At 51.5% G+C, this 22,632-nt stretch carries 10 protein-coding genes and 1 pseudogene; 10 read left to right on the forward strand and 1 reads right to left on the reverse strand.

All coding sequences use genetic code 11. From position 1 onward, the window contains the following. Window positions 1-186: 186 nt before the first annotated feature. Complete coding sequence (apbC, locus tag FEK46_RS10075; RefSeq protein ID WP_130207002.1) at window positions 187-1,296, reverse strand: iron-sulfur cluster carrier protein ApbC; 1,110 nt, start codon at window positions 1,294-1,296, stop codon at window positions 187-189. A gap of 167 nt (window positions 1,297-1,463) precedes the next feature. Between apbC and metG the strand changes: the two genes are divergently transcribed. The 10 genes and pseudogenes from metG (at window position 1,464) to FEK46_RS10120 (ending at window position 22,504) form a co-directional block, all read left to right on the forward strand. After that, on the forward strand, window positions 1,464-3,497 hold the full coding sequence (gene metG, locus FEK46_RS10080; RefSeq protein ID WP_135407324.1) for a methionine--tRNA ligase: 2,034 nt from the start codon (window positions 1,464-1,466) through the stop codon (window positions 3,495-3,497). A gap of 140 nt (window positions 3,498-3,637) precedes the next feature. Continuing rightward, complete coding sequence (locus FEK46_RS10085; protein WP_135559399.1) at window positions 3,638-7,435, forward strand: WGR and DUF4132 domain-containing protein; 3,798 nt, start codon at window positions 3,638-3,640, stop codon at window positions 7,433-7,435. A gap of 12 nt (window positions 7,436-7,447) precedes the next feature. After that, complete coding sequence (locus FEK46_RS10090; protein WP_135559398.1) at window positions 7,448-11,209, forward strand: WGR and DUF4132 domain-containing protein; 3,762 nt, start codon at window positions 7,448-7,450, stop codon at window positions 11,207-11,209. A gap of 9 nt (window positions 11,210-11,218) precedes the next feature. Next, entirely contained in the window at window positions 11,219-14,851 is a 3,633-nt protein-coding gene (gene yehI / locus FEK46_RS10095) for a DUF4132 domain-containing protein YehI (RefSeq protein ID WP_135559397.1), read from the forward strand. A 60-nt stretch (window positions 14,852-14,911) separates the two neighbouring features. Beyond that, entirely contained in the window at window positions 14,912-15,229 is a 318-nt protein-coding gene (gene yehK / locus FEK46_RS10100) for a protein YehK (protein WP_131161438.1), read from the forward strand. Window positions 15,230-15,397: 168 nt separating this feature from the next. Beyond that, window positions 15,398-15,469: pseudogene (locus tag FEK46_RS23670) on the forward strand (hypothetical protein); the annotation flags it as partial. Between the two features lie 539 nt (window positions 15,470-16,008). Beyond that, a complete protein-coding gene (locus FEK46_RS10105; protein ID WP_001313986.1) occupies window positions 16,009-17,097 on the forward strand; it encodes a MoxR family ATPase in 1,089 nt (362 codons plus the stop codon). A 10-nt stretch (window positions 17,098-17,107) separates the two neighbouring features. After that, entirely contained in the window at window positions 17,108-19,387 is a 2,280-nt protein-coding gene (locus tag FEK46_RS10110) for a DUF5682 family protein (protein ID WP_135559396.1), read from the forward strand. Next, the gene (locus FEK46_RS10115) at window positions 19,380-20,516 is read left to right on the forward strand and encodes a VWA domain-containing protein (RefSeq protein ID WP_135559395.1); all 1,137 of its coding nucleotides are present in this window, start codon (window positions 19,380-19,382) and stop codon (window positions 20,514-20,516) included. Before FEK46_RS10110 ends, FEK46_RS10115 begins: the two co-directional genes overlap by 8 nt. After that, window positions 20,513-22,504: an SWIM zinc finger family protein gene (locus FEK46_RS10120; RefSeq protein ID WP_135559394.1), complete on the forward strand. Its 1,992-nt coding sequence runs from the start codon at window positions 20,513-20,515 to the stop codon at window positions 22,502-22,504. The genes FEK46_RS10115 and FEK46_RS10120 overlap by 4 nt, the downstream gene beginning before the upstream one ends. Window positions 22,505-22,632 lie beyond the last annotated feature (128 nt).

Raw genomic sequence — 22,632 nt, forward strand, 5'->3', positions numbered from 1 at the left:
ACACAGCCACGAGGGATGATAAAGAGACAGTGTTTGCACAATCAATCGCCTTTGTACAGTTTCGGACTAAGATCCACTGAATATTCGCAGCATTAAAAAAGGGGTTATTAAGGCTGCAAAAAAATTCACCGCATCAATTTAACATTGATGCAGTGAATGAAGAATAACCAGAAAGGTTAATACGCGTTATACGGCGCGAAAGGCAATCTCGCCAGGGATGACTTCGCCCTGCCAGTAGAGCTGGGCTGCAACACGGTCTGCCAGCTGGCGGTAGATAGCGGTAAATTCGCTCTCCGGACGGCTGATAACCGTTGGCGTGCCTTTATCGAGATCTTCACGTAAGGAGATGTGTAACGGCATCTGCCCCAGCAGTTGCGTGTGGTATTTCTCTGCCAGTTTCTCTGCGCCGCCAGTGCCGAAAATCGGCTCGTGGTGACCACAGTTACTGCAAATATGCACACTCATGTTCTCGACAATACCGAGCACAGGAACTTCGACCTTTTCAAACATCACGATGCCTTTTTTGGCATCAATCAGCGCGATATCCTGCGGGGTGGTGACCACGACAGCACCGGTTACCGGAATGTTCTGCGCCAGCGTCAGCTGAATGTCACCAGTTCCTGGCGGCATGTCGAGCACCAGATAGTCGAGGTCTGGCCATAAGGTTTCTTGCAACATCTGCATTAGCGCCTTGCTGGCCATTGGACCCCGCCATACCATCGCATTGTCGTCAGTGACCAGATAACCAATTGAATTGGTTGCCAGGCCATGAGACATAATCGGTGCCATGTGAGTACCATCCGGCGAGGTTGGACGCTGATTTTCCGCCCCCAGCATGGTTGGGATTGATGGGCCGTAGATATCGGCATCCAGAATACCAACTTTCGCCCCTTCTGCCGCCAGTGCCAGCGCCAGGTTTACCGCCGTGGAGGATTTACCCACGCCGCCCTTACCGGAACTGACTGCAATAATGTTCTTCACGCCATTAATACCCGGCTGATTCTTCACGCGTTTCAGAGTGGCGATGTTATGCGACAATTTCCAGTCGATAGCTTTCGCCCCAGTGATACGCAGCAATTCGGCGCTACATTGCTCTTTTAACTCTTCAAACGCACTATGCCAGACAAACGGCATAACCAGTTCCACATGCAACGTGTCGTCCATCCAGGCAACATGGTGCAACGCTTTTAGCGTAGTGAGGTTATGCTTGAGGGTTGGGTGCTGAAAATTGGCCAGTGTCCCGGCGACCATTGCGCGCAGGGCTTCTGGTGATTTGGCCTGGGATTGTTCGTTCATCCCGACTCCTTATTTATAAAGATAACTTATCGCTATTAGTTTACCTGAAGTTAACAGCTAAGTACTTACCTAATAATGCATCATAAGATGCTTGCACAGGACTTACGTAACCATGCCCCATTTGGTACTATCTAAGCCCTTTTCACTACAAAGAAGTAATGCCTACTATGACTCAAGTCGCGAAGAAAATTCTGGTAACGTGCGCACTGCCGTACGCCAACGGCTCAATCCACCTCGGCCATATGCTGGAGCACATCCAGGCTGATGTCTGGGTCCGTTACCAGCGAATGCGCGGCCACGAGGTCAACTTCATCTGCGCCGACGATGCCCACGGTACGCCAATCATGCTGAAAGCCCAGCAACTTGGTATCACACCGGAGCAGATGATTGGCGAAATGAGTCAGGAGCATCAGACTGATTTCGCAGGCTTTAACATCAGCTACGACAATTACCACTCTACGCACAGCGAAGAGAACCGTCAGCTGTCGGAGCTTATATACAGCCGCCTGAAAGAGAACGGTTTTATTAAAAACCGCACCATCTCTCAACTGTACGATCCGGAAAAAGGCATGTTCCTGCCGGACCGTTTTGTAAAAGGCACCTGCCCGAAATGTAAATCACCGGATCAATACGGCGATAACTGTGAAGTCTGCGGCGCGACTTACAGCCCGACTGAACTGATCGAGCCGAAATCGGTGGTTTCTGGCGCTACGCCGGTAATGCGTGATTCCGAACACTTCTTCTTTGATCTGCCCTCTTTCAGCGAAATGTTGCAGGCGTGGACTCGCAGCGGCGCGTTGCAGGAGCAGGTGGCAAACAAAATGCAGGAATGGTTTGAATCCGGCCTGCAACAATGGGATATCTCCCGCGATGCGCCTTACTTCGGTTTTGAAATTCCGAACGCACCGGGCAAATACTTCTACGTCTGGCTGGACGCGCCGATTGGCTACATGGGTTCCTTCAAGAATCTGTGCGACAAGCGCGGCGACAGCGTAAGCTTCGATGAATACTGGAAGAAAGATTCCACCGCCGAGCTGTACCACTTCATCGGTAAAGATATTGTTTACTTCCACAGCCTGTTCTGGCCTGCCATGCTGGAAGGTAGCAACTTCCGCAAGCCGACCAACCTGTTTGTTCACGGCTATGTGACAGTGAACGGCGCGAAAATGTCCAAGTCTCGCGGCACCTTTATTAAAGCCAGCACCTGGCTGAATCATTTTGACGCTGACAGCCTGCGTTACTACTACACGGCAAAACTCTCTTCGCGCATTGATGATATCGACCTGAATCTGGAAGATTTTGTTCAGCGTGTGAATGCCGATATCGTGAACAAAGTGGTTAACTTGGCATCCCGTAACGCTGGCTTTATCAACAAGCGTTTTGACGGTGTGCTGGCAAGCGAACTGGCTGACCCGCAGCTGTATAAAACCTTCATTGATGCCGCTGAAGTGATTGGTGAAGCGTGGGAAAGCCGCGAATTTGGTAAAGCAGTGCGCGAAATCATGGCGCTGGCTGACCTGGCTAACCGCTATGTCGATGAACAGGCTCCGTGGGTAGTCGCAAAACAGGAAGGTCGCGATGCTGACCTGCAGGCGATTTGCTCAATGGGCATTAACCTGTTCCGTGTGCTGATGACATATCTGAAGCCGGTTCTGCCGAAACTGACTGAACGTGCAGAAGCATTCCTGAATACGGAACTGACCTGGGATGGTATCCAGCAACCGCTGCTGGGCCATAAAGTGAATCCGTTCAAGGCGCTGTATAACCGCATCGACATGAAACAGGTTGAAGCACTGGTGGAAGCATCCAAAGAGGAAGTAAAAGCCACTGCTGCACCAGTTACTGGCCCGCTGGCAGACGATCCGATTCAGGAAACCATCACCTTTGACGACTTCGCCAAAGTTGACCTGCGCGTGGCGCTGATTGAAAACGCAGAGTTTGTTGAAGGTTCTGACAAACTGCTGCGCCTGACGCTGGATCTCGGCGGCGAAAAACGTAATGTCTTCTCCGGCATTCGTTCTGCTTACCCGGATCCGCAGGCACTGATCGGGCGTCACACCATTATGGTGGCCAACCTGGCACCACGTAAAATGCGCTTTGGTATCTCCGAAGGCATGGTAATGGCTGCTGGTCCTGGCGGGAAAGATATCTTCCTGTTAAGCCCGGATGCTGGTGCTAAACCAGGCCATCAGGTGAAATAATCCCCCTTCAAGGCGCTGCATCGACAGCGCCTTTTCTTTATAAATTCCTAAAGTTGTTTTCTTGCGATTTTGTCTCTCTCTAACCCGCATAAATACTGGTAGCATCTGCATTCAACTGGATAAAATTACAGGGATGCAGAATGAGACACTTTATCTATCAGGACGAAAAATCACATAAATTTTGGGCGGTGGAGCAGCAAGGCAACGAGTTGCATATCAGTTGGGGCAAAGTCGGCACCAACGGGCAAAGCCAGGTAAAAAGTTTTGCTGATGCTGCTGCGGCGGCGAAAGCGGAACAGAAGCTGATCGCAGAGAAAACGAAAAAAAGCTATGTGGAAGGCGATTCGGCAAACGTATATATCCCTCCAGTCACCAAAGCCACTCCTGAAGTTAAAACTCCCCCTGTGAGTCAAAATAAACGCCCATGGCTGGCTGATGATGCAGTCATTCCGGTAACTGACGATATTAATCGATTTGCTTTTCCTCATCGCCGCAGGCCAAGAGAAATTAATTATCCGCGCAATAAAGGAGAGATATGGAAGCGTATTGCAGATAACACCAATGCATATGATTTAAAACAATACTACAGTTCTTATCCGGAAAACTGGAAGCAGGCGTTTGCCGAATTACAGTTGCGAATCCGGGATAATCTACAGACAGGGAGTGCGCAGTCTGACGCAGCATTACTCTGGCACTTTAGGAACTCTTACTCTGCAGATGAACTGGTCGATGACTTAGTCATTCGCTGTGGTCTGGAAAGTGCCGTTGAAATTGCCCTTCTCGCTCTTCAACTAAAATATAAATCAGTAAAAGGCGTCGTCACGACCATTATTCCTCCAGCTCACGAAGCAGAATCACTACCGAATTGGCACCAACGACTTTGTCATCATCTTTCACTCGCCTCAGAAGATGAGTGGCAACGCTGTGTAGATAAAGTACTCACCGCCATTCCAACGCTATCCCCGGCACGGCAACCTTTTGCGGCGTTACTGCTCCCTGAACGCCCAGATATTGCCAATGCTATGGCTCTACGCTATGCAGACCAAAACGTTCCGGCGATGACCTGGTTAAGACTGGTGGTAACCGATGATGCCGCTCTGACTACAGCGGAAAAATACGACTTCCCGCCATTACATCGTGATTTTCGCGCTTATCTGGCAATGTTGCTGGCAAATAATGGAATTCGCGGTGCAGGCCGTATACTTACTGAGTTTATGGAAGAGCATTCTGACAATCCCACTTATCTCTTCGAGCGCATCAGCGAGACTGAAAATCTTGTCAAATGGCTATGGAAAACGAATCACCCGGATGCGATTCAAATTCTGATCCTCGGTGTGATTGGCAAGAAAAAGCACCTGGAATACTTAAGCAAAGCTTGTCACAAACATCCCGCTGCGGCTATTGCCGCTTATGCAACTTTGCTGGCAATACATGAAGATGCACAGTGGCGTAACGCACTTGTCAAACTGATTACCGCCACGCCAGAGTTAGTCACTGACGTCATTCCCTGGCTTAATGCTAAGGCGGCAGGCATCTTATCTGAATGTCGTCCTCAGTCAGTAGCTGAAGAATGTGATTACGCCACTGCGGATATGTTGCCGGAGTTATTTGTCGCTCCACCGTGGGTAATAAATAAAAAGAAAAATGTAATACCCGTATTTGATTTAACTGTGCTTCCTGTTCCTGCCGTCACGGATATCACACCAGGAATTACAGAGTTAATCAGTCATACTGACATATCCAGATTCAGTGAAATCGCGCAATATCAGGCATCACAGCAAACCTTATTTACCGATCTGCCACTAATTGAAAAAGAAAGTTGGGAGACATCTTTCATTCCTTTTACACCAGAACAACAAATCCTTTGGCGACTGGGGTTTAAGGAGTGGCACAGAACCGGAGAAGAACAATACGAAAAAAAAATAATGCCACAAAGCGCAGTTGACGCCCTGTTACGTTTCGATTTCCCTGCGCTGAAAGCTGAGTTTGCGAAATACCATAACAAAGGAAGCAGACACTGGCAGTTGTACGCGCTCTGCTTCCTACCCACTCAGCATGCTATTTCTTTTCTCAATCAAATAATTAATGAAGAGCAATTCTCCGGCGAGAGAGAAATTCTGGCGATCTTTGGTAATGCGGCCATTCCTGCGTTTATGAAATGTCTGCGACGTAAGCCACAACAGTTGTGGATATTCACCCTCTTCCTGGGCGTCAGCGAATTAGCATTACCGATGGCGCAGCGATTACAGAAAAAAATGTCTGCTGAAGATGCCCGAAAATGGCTGGCTAATTTCCCACGCCATGCCGCCGCCGGGCTACTGCCTGTGGCACTGGGCAAACAGGGAAAAGATCGTGATTGTGCTCGCCTGGCGCTCCGCCTGCTAGTGAAATTAAACCAGCGAGAAACGATTGAGGAAATCGCCCAGGGGTATAACCAACCTGATGTTTTAGCTACGCTGGCAACATTATTTGATAGCGACCCGCTGGAAGAATATCCCGCAAAAATCGCCCCACTGCCCGGCTTTTATCAGTTCACCTTATGGCGCAGACCACGGCTTAAAAGTAACAACCAGCCTCTATCCGATGACGCTATGCACCACCTCGGCACAATGTTGAGCTTTCCTCGCGACATTACCGCCTACGCTGGGCTGGATATCATTAGAGAAACCTTCACCCGCGAATCACTGGCTGACTTTGGCTGGGATCTGTATACCGCCTGGACAGAAGCTGGCGCACCCGCAAAAGAAAACTGGGCATTTACTGCGCTTGGGATTTTAGGCAATGACGACACCGCGCGTAAATTAACCCCGCTTATCCGCGCCTGGCCTGGGGAATCCCAGCATAAACGGGCGGTGTCCGGGTTGGATGTATTAGCTGATATTGGCAGCGATGTTGCGCTAATGCTGCTTAATGGCATTGCGAAAAAGATTAAATTCGTTGCATTACAGGAACATGCCCGCGAGAAAATCAACATAGTTGCTGAAAACCGTGGGCTAACTATAGCTGAACTGGAAGACCGCCTGGCTCCAGATTTAGGGCTTGATATCAACGGTTCGCTGACACTGGATTTCGGCCCACGTCAATTTACCATTGGCTTTGACGAAACCTTAAAACCTGTAGTGCGCGATGCAAACGGCAAAGTCCTGAAAGATTTACCCAAACCAAACCAGAGCGATGATAAAACGCAGGCAACTGACGCGGTTAACCTCTTCAAACAGTTGAAAAAAGATGTACGCGCCATCGCCGACCAACAAATTACCCACCTGGAGCAAGCTATGTGCCAGCGTAGACGCTGGACTGAAGAGCAGTTCCGCCTGTTTCTGGTGGAGCATCCGCTGGTACGTCACTTAACCCGACGGCTGTTATGGGGGGTATATAGCGATGAAAACGCCCTTATGACATGTTTCCGCGTGGCAGAAGACAGCACTTACAGCGATGCGCAGGATGAGCTATTCACGCTGCCAGCTGGAAACATCGGTATTCCGCATGTGCTGGAAATATCTCCTGAATCCGCCGCTGCATTTGGGCAAATTTATACTGATTACGAACTGCTTCCTCCGTTCCGCCAACTCGATCGTGGTTATTACCACCTTGCTGATAATGAACGTGATACCCATGAATTGACACGCTGGCAAGGGCGGCTTTGCCAGGCTGGTCGCATTGTCGGTCTGGAACGCAGAGGCTGGCAACGTCTGGAAGAAAGCGGCAGCATCTATGCAATGCGCAAATCGCTCCCTTATGGCGCTCTCGAACTTGAAACAGAACCTTTTTCATTAATTTATGGTGAAACGGGGTATAGCGACCTGCTGCCTGTCGAAAGCGTAAAAATCACCGCACTTGATGATCGCTATGGTAAACAATCCTCACTCACTTTCTCCGTGCTCGACGACATCACCGCCAGCGAGCTGATTAACGACATCGAATCACTGTTTGATTAAAAGGACTTTGCAATGAAAACCTATATCTATCAGGACGAAAAATCACACAAATTCTGGGCGGTTGAGCAGCAAGACAACGAGCTGCATATTAGTTGGGGTAAAGTCGGCACCAACGGGCAAAGCCAGGTAAAAAGCTTTGCTGATGCTGCGGCGTCGGAAAAAGCGGAACTGAAGCTGATTACGGAGAAGGTGAAAAAAGGCTACGTAGAAGAAGTATCCGTGATGGCACAGACGTCTGCACCCGGCCAGGTTATTGAATGCCCTGAAATTGCCCCTTTGCCACAAGACAAACCAGCATTTGCTGGTGACCTCCTCCCCTGGCTGGCAGACGACGCCCAAATCATTTTACCGACAGAGGTTGCGCCAACCACACTCAGTCATCGACGCTGGCCTGGCGATCCGGTGCAGCTGGAGGATGAATTAACCCTGCTACGCACCGTCGCCGCGAATACTCACCGACGTTTTAAAAAGGTGATGACCTTCAATTACAGCACCTGTTCACTGGACTGGCAGCAGGCGATTACACAAGCAGTAGACCTTATCGACTCGCCGATTAGCACCACGCTACCACCGATGGTTCTGGCGGTACTGGTTGCGCTGGAACAAGGCTTCAATCGTAACGATCATGAAGAGCTAATGGATCAAATTGTCCAGGAAGGTGGTCTGGAATATGCCACTGAGGTTGTCATTGCATTGCAATCTATCCGCGGTGGTTGGGATTATGATGCCCATCTCATTACGTTTACCCCAGATAACAAGCCACCGGGCTGCCTGTCACGTTTTGCCTCGGTTGAAACGCGCCTGCGTAAACATCTCTCACTAGCAAATGACGATGTATGGCAGCGTTGCGCCGACAAACTGATTACTGCGCTTGGAAACATGCCCGCCTGGAACCAGCCGCTAGTTGCGTTATTGTTGCCTGAAAAACCAGAAGTAGCTCATGAGATAGCCAGACACCTTTGCGCACAAAAAGGGTTATATGCGCTGGAATGGCTAAAACTGACGGCCGCCGACAAGCAGGTATTGGCAGAACTGGGAAAATACTATCCAGGACAGCCTGGGCAGGTATTTGATGATTATTACGGTGGTAAAATCTGGTGCGCTACGATACTCAAGGAGCAAGGTGTCGCTGCGCTGGCCCGTTTTGCTCCTTACGCTGCTGGTGACACATGTGGTGAAGTGTTGATGCATGTCAACCACCCGCAGGCACTTACACTACTTATCCATGCAAGCGAGCAGGGAAAGCGTTGCCACGATCGCATGACAAAGGTTTTCGTTCGCTTTCCACATGCAGCGCTGGCGGCATTAGCAGAACTTCTGGCACAAAAAGATGTAAAGCGCTGGCGCATGATGCTAATGACAATGCTTATCTCGCAACCTGCACTAGCAGACCGGGTCATACCCTGGCTATCTACACCCGCAGTTGAAGTGCTGAAATCATGCCTGCAACAACTGACACAGCCCTCAAACCATGCCTGCGCCGATATGCTGCCTGCCGTATTAGTCTCGCCCCCGTGGCTTTCGAAAAAGAAAAAATCTGTAATGTCGGTATTGGATTTCACGCCATTATCGCTGGACTCATGCTGCACATTGACCGAGGCGGCAGAAAAAGAGATTCATGCAGGGCATCGCTGGTACGCACATCAAATAGACATCGGCCAAAAAGAGGATATTCAGGACTACCTGACACGTCTGGGTTTCAATCGCTGGAATAATGGTCACTATATGAAAGCGCCTGATGCTGTTGTAGAGATTTGGCAGAGGGGAGATTATTCCGCGCTGATCGGCGAATTTAAAACCTTCTGGCGCCCCTATCAACGGGAATGGCAGCTTTACATGTTAGTCGCCCTGCCTATCGAAAAAACAGCGCAGGCGTGGAATGTCCTTAGTAAAGAGCCACACGTCGGTGTCGAGTTTGTCATGACGCACCTGCAACTCGCTGGGTTACAGGGTTTTATTCACTCCTTTTCACGCTATCCGCAAGAAGCGCTGCCTGTAGCACAATATTTTGCGGCTATCGAATTAGCGCCACTGATCGCCCGCGCCTTCAACAAACTCAAAACATTACGACAAGACGCCCGCACCTGGCTGTTGAAGTACCCGGAACATGCCATTACCGGCCTGCTGCCTTCGGCGCTCGGCAAATCCGGTGAAGCCCAGGATAACGCCCGCGCTGCCTTGCGTATGCTTACTGAAAACGGTCATCAGCCATTACTGCAAGAAATCGCCCGGCGTTATAACCAGCCGGAAGTAACCGATGCGGTGAACGCTCTGCTTGCGCTCGATCCCTTAGATAATCACCCGACAAAAATCCCCACTCTTCCGGCCTTTTATCAGCCATCGCTCTGGAACCGCCCGGTATTAATAGCAAATGCCCAATCACTGCCAGATAGCGCCCTCCTCCACCTCGGTGAAATGCTCCGCTTCCCTCAGGAAGAGGCGCTGTATCCGGGATTATTGCAGGTGAAAGACGCCTGCACCGCCGACTCACTGGCGGGATTTTCCTGGGGTATGTTTACCGCCTGGCAAGCCGCTGGCTCACCGTCAAAAGAGAGCTGGGCGTTCACTGCGTTAGGCGTTCTCGGCAACGATGATACCGCCCGCAAACTGACGCCATTAATCCGCGCCTGGCCTGGCGAATCCCAGCACAAACGCGCCACCGTTGGGTTGGATATTCTCGCTGCTATCGGCAGCGATATCGCCCTGATGCAGCTTAACGGCATCGCCCAGAAACTGAAATTCAAAGCATTACAGGAGCGGGCAAAAGAGAAAATTGCCGATATTGCCGAGAGCCGCGAGCTCACGGTCGCGGAGCTTGAAGATCGCTTAGCGCCCGATCTCGGTCTGGATGATAACGGTTCGCTGCTGCTGGATTTTGGCCCACGCCAGTTCACCGTCAGCTTTGATGAAACCTTAAAACCTTTTGTGCGTGATGTTTCCGGCAGCCGCCTGAAAGACTTACCTAAACCCAATAAAAGCGATGATGAAACACTGGCAGACGACGCTGTTAACCGCTACAAACTGCTGAAAAAAGACGCGCGTACCGTTGCTGCCCAGCAGGTGGCAAGGCTGGAATCCGCCATGTGCCTGCGCCGCCGCTGGTCGCCGGAAAACTTCCAGCTCTTTCTGGTTGAGCATCCGCTGGTCCGCCACTTAACCCGCCGTCTGATTTGGGGCGTTTATAGCGCCGACAACCAGCTACTGGCTTGCTTTCGCGTGGCTGAAGATAACAGCTACAGCACCGCTGACGATGACCTTTTCACTTTGCCGGAAGGCGATATCTCTATTGGTATTCCTCACATTCTGGAGATATCACCGACGGATGCCGCCGCCTTTGGGCAGCTTTTTGCCGACTATGAACTGTTACCGCCGTTCCGCCAGCTTGACCGTAACAGTTACGCGCTGACAGAAGCCGAGCGCGATGCCAGCGAACTGACCCGCTGGGCAGGCAGAAAATGCCCGAGTGGTCGGGTCATGGGGCTGGCGAACAAAGGCTGGATAAAGGGCGAGCCGCAGGATGCTGGCTGGATCGGCTGGATGATCAAACCCCTGGGGGGCTGGTCGTTAATCATGGAAATCGATGAAGGTTTTGCGGTAGGCATGTCACCAGCCGAACTCAGTGCGGAGCAACTCTTAAGCAAACTGTGGCTATGGGATGGAAAAGCAGAGAATTATGGCTGGGGAAGTCATTCAACTCAGGAAGCGCAGTTCTCCGTACTCGATGACATCACCGCCAGCGAGTTCATTAACGATATTGAAGCTCTGTTTGAATAAGGAAAGCACATGAGCAAGGAACTACCGTGGCTGGCGGATAACGCACAACTGGAACTGAAATATAAAAAAGGCAAAACACCACTCAGCCATCGTCGCTGGCCGGGAGAACCGGTGCCTGTTATCACTGAAAGCCTCATCCAGACACTGGGTGATGAACTTCTGCTACGTGGAGGCAGCAAAGAAAATATTAACTGGCAATATGAGCACTGTTCAGCTGAGTGGCACGCCCCCATCAGACAAGCGATCGCGCTGCTCGGCGAGCATAAGCCGTCAGTATCTCCCTTTACAATGGCGGCACTTATCTGTATCGCAAACAATGACAGTGAGCAGTTGCTGGATGAAATCGTCCAAAAAGAAGGGCTGGAATATGCGACGGATGTGGTGATAGCCCATCAGAGTATTGCGCAGGGCTACCGTACTGATCCATCAATAGTGCATTTAATGACGGTGACTGATGACCAGAGTTATGGCTATCGCTCAGAAACCTATAACGAATTCGATCTGCGACTGCGTAAACACCTTTCCCTGGCGGAAGAAAGCTGCTGGCAACGTTGCGCGGATAAACTCATTGCCGCACTGCCAGGAATACCCAAAGTTCGCCGTCCTTTTATTGCGCTGGTGTTGCCGGAAAAACCAGAAATTGCTAATGAACTCGTAAGTGTTGAAAGCCAGTGGACTCATTTTCATTCTAAGGAATGGTTAAAAGTCGTAGCGACTGACCCTAAAGCGGTGAGAAAACTCGAACGCTACTGGAGCCAGGATATATTTAGCGATCGCGAAGCCAGCTACATGTCGCATGAAAACCGCTTCGGCTACGCGGCCTGCGCCGCCCTTTTGCGCGAACAAGGATTGGCAGCCGTTCCGCGCCTCGCGATGTATGCGCATAAAGAAGATTGCGGCAGCTTGCTGGTGCAAATTAACCATCCGCAGGTCATCCGCACTTTGCTACTAGTTGCCGATAAAAATAAACCCAGCCTGCAACGTGTTGCTAAATTTAGTAAAAATTTCCCCCATGCAACACTCGCCGCACTGGCAGAACTGCTGGCGTTAAAAGAACCACCTGCGCGCCCTGGTTATCCAATCATCGAAGACAAAAAGCTGCCTGCCCAGCAAAAAGCACGCGATGAATACTGGCGTACGCTGTTACAAACGTTAATTACATCGCAGCCACAATTGGCAGAAGACGTCATGCTGTGGTTAAGTATTCAAGCCCGGACAGTACTGAATAGTTATTTATCGGCACCGCCCAAACCGGTTATTGATAGCACCGATAACAGCAATCTGCCTGAAATCCTCGTTTCACCACCGTGGCGTAGTAAGAAAAAAATGACAGCTCCACGTCTTGATTTGGCACCGCTCGAATTAACTCCGCAAGTTTACTGGCAACCAGGCGAACGAGAGAGGCTTGCGGCCACTGAGTCTGCCCGTTATTTCAGCACGGAATCTCTTGCGGAACGCATGGAACAAAAAAGTGGGCGAGTTGTATTACAGGAACTGGGTTTTGGGGATGATGTATGGCTGTTTCTGAATTATATACTCCCCGGAAAACTGGATGCTGCACGCAATTCACTCATTGTTCAGTGGCATTACTACCAGGGGCGGGTTGAAGAGATCCTGAATGGCTGGAACTCCCCGGAAGCACAATTAGCAGAACAGGCGCTTCGCAGGGGTCACGTAGAAGCGTTAATTAACATATGGGAAAATGACAACTACTCACGTTATCGTCCGGAAAAGAGTGTCTGGAACCTGTATTTATTGGCACAGCTGCCACGAGAGATGGCACTGACGTTCTGGCTGCGTATCAATGAGAAAAAATACCTGTTCGCTGGCGAAGACTATTTTCTCAGTATCCTCGGATTGGATGCGCTACCCGGTTTGTTATTGGCTTTTTCGCATCGTCCAAAAGAAACATTTCCGTTAATGTTAAATTTCGGCGCCACCGAACTGGCGCTGCCCGTTGCCCGCGTCTGGCACCGTTTTGCGGGCCAGCGTAATCTGGCACGCCAGTGGATTTTACAATGGCCAGAGCATACGGCTACTGCACTCATCCCTCTTGTCTTCACCAAATCCAGCGACAACAGTGAAGCCGCATTACTTGCCCTGCGTTTACTTTACGAACAAGGATATGGCGAATTGCTGCAAACCGTGGCAAACCGCTGGCAGCGTACAGATGTATGGCCTGCCCTGGAGCAATTACTTAGACAGAGTCCAATAGAGATTTACCCGGCACGCATTCCAAAAGCTCCTGATTTCTGGCATCCGGCAATGTGGTCCAGGCCGCGACTTATCACGAATAATCAGCCTGTTACCGATGACGTTCTGGAAATTATCGGCGAAATGCTGCGCTTTACCCAGGGTGGACGTTTTTATAGCGGGCTGGAACAACTGAAAACGTTCTGCCAACCGCAAACGCTGGCCACTTTTGCCTGGGATCTCTTTACCGCGTGGCAACAAGCTGGCGCCCCCGCAAAAGACAACTGGGCATTTCTGGCGTTAAGTCTCTTTGGCGACGAAAGCACGGCACGGGATCTAACGACACAGATCCTCGCCTGGCCACAAGAGGGCAAATCTGCCCGTGCTGTCAGTGGTCTGAATATACTCACCCTGATGAATAATGATATGGCGCTGATACAGCTGCATCATATATCGCAACGGGCGAAATCCCGCCCCTTACGTGATAACGCGGCGGAATTACTTCAGGTGGTCGCAGAAAATCGCGGGCTAAGCCAGGAAGAGTTAGCGGACAGATTAGTCCCAACACTGGGCCTCGATGATCCGCAGGCGTTGATTTTTGATTTTGGTCCACGGCAGTTTACCGTTCGCTTCGATGAAAACCTCAACCCAGTTATCTACGATCAACAAAACGTTCGCCAGAAAAGTGTTCCCCGGTTGCGCGCCGATGACGACCAACTAAAAGCATCCGATGCACTGGCCCGACTAAAAGGACTAAAAAAAGATGCCACTCAGGTGAGCAAAAACCTGCTCCCACGTCTTGAAACGGCACTACGTACCACCCGACGCTGGTCGCTGGCAGATTTTCATTCTCTCTTTGTTAATCATCCATTTACTCGCCTGGTTACCCAGCAACTGATATGGGGCGTTTATCTGGCAAATGAACCGCGACGTTTACTCAACGCCTTTCGTGTGGCTGCAGAGGGGGAATTCTGCAATGCACAAGATGAGCCAATTGACCTGCCTGCGAACGCCCTGATTGGCATTGCCCACCCGTTAGAAATGACAGCAGAAATGCGCAGTGAATTTGCACTGCTTTTTGCCGATTACGAAATTATGCCGCCTTTTCGCCAGTTGGCGCGGCGCACGGTACTGCTCACACCTGACGAGTCAACCAGTAACAGCCTGACTCGCTGGGAAGGTAAATCCGCTACCGTTGGGCAACTTATGGGAATGCGATACAAAGGCTGGGAGTCAGGCTATGAGGACGCATTTGTCTATGACCTGGGCGCGTACCGGCTGGTCCTTAAGTTTTCACCCGGTTTTAACCACTACAGTGCTGATAGCAAAGCGCTGATGAGCTTCCATTCTCTTCGGGTGTACCGTGACAATAAATCCGTCACTTTTGCCGAACTCGATACGTTTGATTTAAGTGAGGCGTTAAGCGCACCTGACGTCATTTTCCATTAAAACACAGCGGGCAGTGATGCAACTGCCCGTTATCTACACGACTTACCAGCGGGGAAAGCGATGATCGTGCAAAAAGAGCTGGTTGCTATTTACGATTATGAGGTCCCTGTACCTGAAGATCCGTTTTCCTTCAGACTTGAGATCCATAAATGCTCTGAATTATTTACAGGTTCCGTCTATCGACTGGAGCGATTCCGGCTACATCCAACATTTCATCAACGTGATCGAGAAGATGCTGACCCGCTAATAAATGATGCGTTGATTTATATAAGAGATGAGTGTATTGATGAGCGGAAATTACGAGGTGAATCACCTGAAACTGTAATAGCAATTTTTAATCGTGAACTACAGAATATATTCAAACAAGAAATAGAATAATATACTCTAAATAATTCGAGTTGCAGGAAGGCGATAAGCGAGTGAATCCCCAGGAGCTTACTAAAGTAAGTGACTGGGGTGAACGACAAATCCGCATGGAGTGGATTTGAACGCTACTTGTAGCGGCCCCGTAAGGGGTGAGGTCCATGGATGGGCCGAATAACCCGCAGTCGCAGCACATGCAACTTGAAGTATGACGAGTATAGCTTTATTAAAGGGGGAAACGGTATTCCCCCTTAAATGCGTTTCAATTTGCCCGTTACTTCAACAAATCAATCAACCGTAACAGAGCCACTAATAACTCCAGTACGGCAATGAGCACGGTTAACTTTTGTGTCAGCGTGTCCATCCGCTCTCCTTATTAAGGAGCGCAACACCAGTACCTTACCCTTACACTGCCTGTCGATACTGGTTTACGTATGTTGAGTCGCCATGTTGCACTCCGGATCAGGGCACCACCTGCGGCACCACCCGTCCGGTAGCCAGGACTTGAAATTGGTTCGATCCGGCGCAACTTCCCAACAGTCAGGATTATAAATCTCATTATCTTAATTGCAACACGGTCCAGAGGTGGTTATAATTCGTTCGTTGAGATGCCATGTTGCACTATCAGTAACTTAACATCAAAGTAGTAAATAAAAGAACCTGCCTCACCAGCAGGTTTTTTTATTTACTGTGATCTGCTTTCCAGATATTTTCCGCTCAAACAACTAATGCGCCAAACATTTATTGCGCGTAAAATATCGTTTATTTTATTAATACATTTCAGGGATGAATATATGTCACCGCAGAATAATCATCTGCAGCGTCCGCCTGCTGCTGTGTTATACGCCGTTGAACTGGCAAAATTAAAGCAAAATGATAACGCACCTTGCCCGCCCGGTTGGCAGTTAAGTTTGCCTGCAGCCCGTGCTTTTATCCTTGGCGACGAAGCGCAAAATATTAGCCGTAAAGTCGTGATTAGTCCCTCCGCTGTCGAACGTATGTTAGTCACTCTTGCCACCGGACGCGGTTTGATGTTGGTGGGGGAACCGGGTACCGCAAAATCTCTCCTGTCTGAATTACTGGCAACCGCTATTAGCGGCGATGCCGGGTTAACCATCCAGGGCGGCGCATCTACCACCGAAGATCAAATCAAGTACGGCTGGAACTACGCCCTGCTTATCAACCATGGTCCGTCAACGGAAGCGCTGGTCCCTGCCCCGCTTTACCAGGGAATGCGCGACGGCAAAATTGTCCGTTTTGAAGAGATAACGCGTACACCGCTGGAAGTACAAGACTGTCTGTTAGGTATGCTTTCTGACAGGGTAATGACGGTGCCGGAACTCACTGGTGAAGCCAGTCAGCTCTATGCGCGAGAAGGCTTTAATATTATTGCCACTGCCAATACCCGCGATCGCGGCGTCAATGAAATGAGTGCCGCGCTAAAGCGTCGCTTCGATTTTGAAACGGTTTTTCCGATTATGGATTTCGCCCAGGAGCTGGAGCTGGTCGCCAGTGCTTCGGCGCGTTTGCTGGCCCATAGCGGTATTCCGCATAAAGTGCCTGACGCGGTACTGGAGTTACTGGTACGCACTTTCCGCGACTTGCGTGCCAACGGCGAAAAGAAAACGTCAATGGATACACTAACAGCGATTATGTCCACCGCTGAAGCCGTGAACGTGGCCCACGCTGTGGGCGTCCGCGCCTGGTTTTTAGCGAATCGCGCGGGGGAGCCAGCCGACCTGGTGGACTGTATTGCCGGAACCATCGTCAAAGATAACGAAGAAGATCGCGCTCGTCTGCGCCGTTACTTCGAACAGCGTGTCGCCACACATAAAGAAGCTCACTGGCAGGCTTATTATCAAGCCCGCCACCGCCTGCCGTGAGGAAAGATGCATGAGCGAGCCGTTAATTGTCGGCATCCGGCATCATAGCCCGGCCTGCGCCCGGCTGGTGAATTCGCTAATAGAAAGCCAGCGGCCACGATACGTGTTGATTGAAGGCCCGGCTGATTTTAATGACCGGGTAGACGAACTGTTTTTAGCCCACCAGCTTCCGGTAGCTATTTACAGTTATTGCCAGTATCAGGACGGTGCGGCCCCCGGGCGTGGTGCCTGGACGCCATTTGCTGAATTTTCGCCGGAGTGGCAGGCGCTACAAGCCGCACGTCGTATTCAGGCACAAACTTACTTCATTGATTTGCCTTGCTGGGCGCAAGGTGAAGAAGAGGACGATTCGCCTGATACGCAAGAGGAAAGCCAGACCTTGCTGCTGCGTGCCACCCGCATGGATAACAGCGACACCCTGTGGGATCACTTGTTCGAAGATGAAAGCCAGCAAACTGCATTACCCTCTGCACTGGCGCGCTATTTTGCCCAACTGCGGGGCGACTTCCCCGGCGATGCCCTCAATCGTCAGCGCGAAGCCTTTATGGCCCGCTGGATTGCATGGGCGATGCAGCAAAACAATGGCGACGTGTTAGTCGTCTGCGGCGGCTGGCACGCTCCTGCACTGGCAAAAATGTGGCGAGAATGTCCGCAGGAAATTAACAAGCCAGAATTGCCCTCGCTGGCAGATGCCGTTACAGGTTGCTATCTCACGCCATACAGTGAAAAGCGCCTTGATGTGCTGGCTGGATACCTTTCCGGTATGCCTGCCCCGGTCTGGCAAAACTGGTGCTGGCAGTGGGGCTTGCGGCAGGCGGGAGAACAACTGCTAAAAACGGTTCTTACCCGTTTGCGCCAGCACCACTTGCCTGCTTCAACCGCTGATATGGCTGCCGCTCATCTGCATGCGATGGCTCTGGCACAGTTGCGTGGTCATACACTACCGTTACGCACTGACTGGCTGGATGCTATAGCAGGATCGCTGATTAAAGAAGCCTTGAACGCGCCGTTGCCGTGGAGCTATCGCGGAGTTATTCATCCCGATACCGATCCGATTCTGGTTACGTTGATAGACACATTAGCGGGTGACGGATTCGGTAAACTTGCCCCCTCCACGCCACAACCGCCTCTGCCAAAAGATGTCACCTGCGAACTGGAACGTACCGGAATCACTCTTCCGACTGAGCTTACCTTAAATCGCTTTACCTCCGATGGGCTGGCACAAAGTCAGGTGTTACATCGGCTGGCAATACTCGAGATTCCCGGCATTGTGCGCCAGCACGGAAGTACGCTGACGCTCGCAGGCAACGGTGAAGAACACTGGAAATTAACCCGCCCGCTTAGCCAACATGCGGCATTGATTGAGGCCGCCTGTTTTGGTGCCACACTCCAGGAAGCCGCACGCAATAAATTAGAAGCCGATATGCTGGACGCGGGTGGAATCGGCAGTATCACCACATGTCTTAGCCAGGCGGCGTTAGCGGGTCTGGCGTCCTTCAGTCAACAATTACTGGAGCAACTCACATTATTAATCGCCCAGGAAAATCAATTTGCCGAAATGGGCCAGGCGCTGGAAGTGCTATATGCCTTATGGCGGCTGGATGAAATTAGCGGTATGCAAGGCGCGCAGATATTACAAACGACGTTATGCGCGGCTATCGATCGCACGCTGTGGCTGTGTGAATCCAACGGCAGACCGGATGAAAAGGAGTTTCACGCTCACCTGCATAGCTGGCAAGCGTTGTGTCATATCCTGCGCGATCTACATAGCGGTGTGCAGCTCCCCGGCGTTTCTCTTTCTGCGGCGGTGACCTTACTGGAGCGCCGCAGTCAGGCGATTCATGCCCCGGCACTGGATCGCGGTGCGGCTCTTGGCGCACTGATGCGTCTGGAACATCCCAACGCCAGTGCCGAAGCGGCGCTGACGATGCTGACGCAGTTATCCCCGGCACAATCCGGCGAGGCGCTGCACGGTTTGCTGGCGCTGGCCCGCCATCAACTGGCCTGTCAGCCTGCATTTATCGCCGGTTTCAGCAGTCATTTAAATCAACTAAGTGACGCCGATTTTATCAACGCCCTGCCCGATTTACGCGCGGCGATGGCCTGGCTACCGCCACGAGAACGCGGGACGCTGGCGCATCAGGTGCTTGAGCATTATCAACTGGCGCAACTTCCCGTCTCGGCGCTGCAAATGCCGTTGCATTGCCCACCGCAGGCCATTGCACATCATCAACAACTCGAACAGCAGGCACTGGCATCGCTGCAACACTGGGGAGTTTTCCATGTCTGAACTGAATGATCTTCTGACCACCCGTGAGCTACAACGCTGGCGATTGATTCTTGGCGAAGCGGCAGAAACGACGCTTTGTGGACTGGATGACAACGCCCGACAAATAGACCACGCGCTGGAGTGGCTGTACGGGCGCGATCCTGAACGGATCCAGCGTGGTGAACGTTCCGGCGGATTAGGTGGCTCAAATCTCACCACGCCTGAGTGGATCAACAGTATTCACACGCTGTTTCCGCAACAGGTAATTGAGCGGCTGGAAAGCGATGCCGTGCTGCGCTACGGCATTGAAGATGTGGTGACGAATCTCGACGTGCTGGAACGTATGCAGCCTTCTGAAAGCCTGCTACGCGCCGTTTTGCACACCAAACATCTGATGAATCCTGAAGTGCTGGTTGCCGCCCGCCGGATAGTGCGCCAGGTAGTGGAAGAAATTATGGCGCGACTGGCAAAGGAAGTTCGCCAGGCTTTTTCTGGTGTCCGCGATCGCCGCCGTCGCTCATTTATTCCACTGGCGCGTAATTTCGATTTCAAAAGTACTCTGCGCGCCAACCTGCAACACTGGCACCCGCAACATGGCAAGTTGTATATCGAATCCCCCCGCTTTAACAGCCGTATTAAGCGCCACAGTGAACAATGGCAATTGGTCTTACTGGTTGATCAAAGCGGATCGATGGTCGATTCGGTGATCCACTCTGCGGTGATGGCGGCCTGTTTATGGCAGTTACCCGGCATTCGTACCCATCTGGTCGCTTTTGACACCAGCGTGGTTGATCTCACGGCAGACGTTGCCGATCCGGTAGAGTTATTAATGAAAGTACAATTAGGCGGTGGGACCAATATCGCCAGTGCCGTGGAGTATGGTCGGCAACTTATTGAACAACCAGCAAAAAGCATCATTATCCTCGTGAGCGATTTTTATGAAGGGGGTTCATCATCATTGCTGACGCATCAGGTGAAAAAGTGTGTCCAGAGCGGCATCAAAGTGCTGGGACTGGCAGCGCTCGATAGCACCGCAACACCTTGCTATGACCGCGATATGGCCCAGGCGCTGGTTAATGTCGGCGCACAAATAGCCGCGATGACGCCGGGCGAGCTGGCTACCTGGCTGGCGGAGAATCTTCAATCATGAATTCACTACGCCCGGAATTATTAGAACTGACACCACAGGCACTGACGGCGTTAAGCAATGCCGGTTTTGTTAAGCGCAGCCTTAAGGAACTGGAAAATGGCAATGTTCCAGAAATCAGTCATGAAAACGGCGCTTTAATCGCCACCTTCAGTGACGGTGTCCGTACCCAGCTGACGAACGGTCAGGCACTGAAAGAGGCTCAGTGCAGCTGCGGGGCCAGCGGCATGTGCCGCCATCGCGTGATGCTGGTGTTAAGTTATCAACGACTTTGCGCTACCGCCCAGCCCACGGAAAAAGAAGAAGAGTGGGATCCAGCAATCTGGCTGGGAGAGCTGGCAACCCTACCCGATGCCACCCGTAAACGCGCACAGGCGCTGGTCGCTAAAGGCATCACCATTGAGTTGTTCTGTTCGCCAGGAGAGATTCCCTCTGCTCGCTTACCAATGAGTGACGTCCGTTTTTATTCCCGCAGCAGTATTCGCTTCGCGCGCTGTGATTGCATTGAAGGAACACTTTGCGAACATGTCGTGCTGGCGGTACAGGCCTTTGTCCAGGCCAAAGCGCAGCAAACAGAATTTACCCATTTGATCTGGCAGATGCGAAGCGAGCAAGTTGCCGCGAATGATGACCCATTTGCCAGCAACGAGGGCAACGCGTGTCGTCAATATGTTCAGCAATTAAGCCAGGCATTATGGCTTGGCGGCATCAGCCAGCCGCTCATCCATTACGAGGCAGCATTCAACCGCGCATTGCAGGCGGCAGAGACCTGCAACTGGCGCTGGGTGAGTGAATCAATACGACAGCTACGGGCAAGCGTTGATGCCTTCCACGCCCGCGCCAGCCACTACCACGCCGGAGAATGCCTGCGTCAGCTGGCGGCGTTAACCAGTCGCTTGAACAGTGCACAAGAAATGGCGCGCCGCGACAGTGTTGGTGAAATTCCTCCCATGCCGTGGCGCACGGTGGTTGGCGCAGGCATTGCCGGAGAAGCAAAGCTTGATCATCTGCGGCTGGTGTCGCTAGGTATGCGTTGCTGGCAGGATATTGAGCAGTATGGTTTACGCATCTGGTTCACCGATCCCGACACCGGCAGTATTTTGCACCTTTCGCGCAGTTGGCCGAGAAGCGAACAGGAAAACTCACCGGCTGCCACACGTCGGCTGTTTAGTTTTCAGGCTGGCGCACTGGCAGGTGGGCAAATTGTTTCACAAGCCGCGCGTCGCAGTGCCGAAGGCGAGCTGCTGTTAGCTACTCGCAACCGCTTAAGCAGTGTTGTCCCACTGTCGCCTGATGCCTGGCAAATGCTGGGGGCGCCGTTGCGCCAGCCCGGCATTGAAGCTATGCGGGAATACTTACACCTGCGCCCGCCAGTCTGCGTCCGGCCGCTAAATCAGGTGGATAATTTATTTATTCTGCCGGTGGCGGAGTGTATTTCGCTGGGATGGGACAGCAGCCGCCAGACGCTGGATGCGCAGGTGATTAGCGGCGAAGGTGAAAATAATGTGCTGACGTTATCGCTGCCAGCCTCTGCCTGTGCCCCCTTTGCGGTTGAACGCATGGCGGCGCTTTTGCAGCAGACGGATGATCCCGTGAATCTGGTTTCTGGGTTTGTCCGTTTTGTCGACGGGCAGTTAACGCTGGAGCCGCGGGTAATGATGACGCTAACCCGCGCCTGGGCGCTGGACGCTGAAACTGCGCCTGTTGCAGCACTACCTTCTGCCAACGTTCTTCCTGCGCCATCCACAGCGCATCAGTTGCTGATGCGCTGCCAGACATTGCTCATTCAACTGCTACATAACGGTTGGCACTATCAGGAACAAAGCGCTATTGGTCAGGCCGAATTGCTGGCGAATGAACTTACCGCAGTGGGTTTTTATCGGCTGGCGCATGTGTTGGCACAATTGCGTAACCCGGAATGCGATTCAAGGGTAGAAGCATTGAATAACTGTGTTTTACTTTGCGAGCAGTTATTACTGATGCTTGAGTAACAAGGAGGGAAAGATGCTTTTTATTAAGAGTTCTACTCCATTTCCGGACTGCTCAAAACAAGGTATAAAGCATATTCTATAGCGCCCTGGTGAGAGTCACCAGTTTCCTGATTTTGATAAAATGGAGT

Source organism: Escherichia sp. E4736, assembly GCF_005781225.1.
Taxonomy (GTDB): Bacteria; Pseudomonadota; Gammaproteobacteria; order Enterobacterales; family Enterobacteriaceae; genus Escherichia.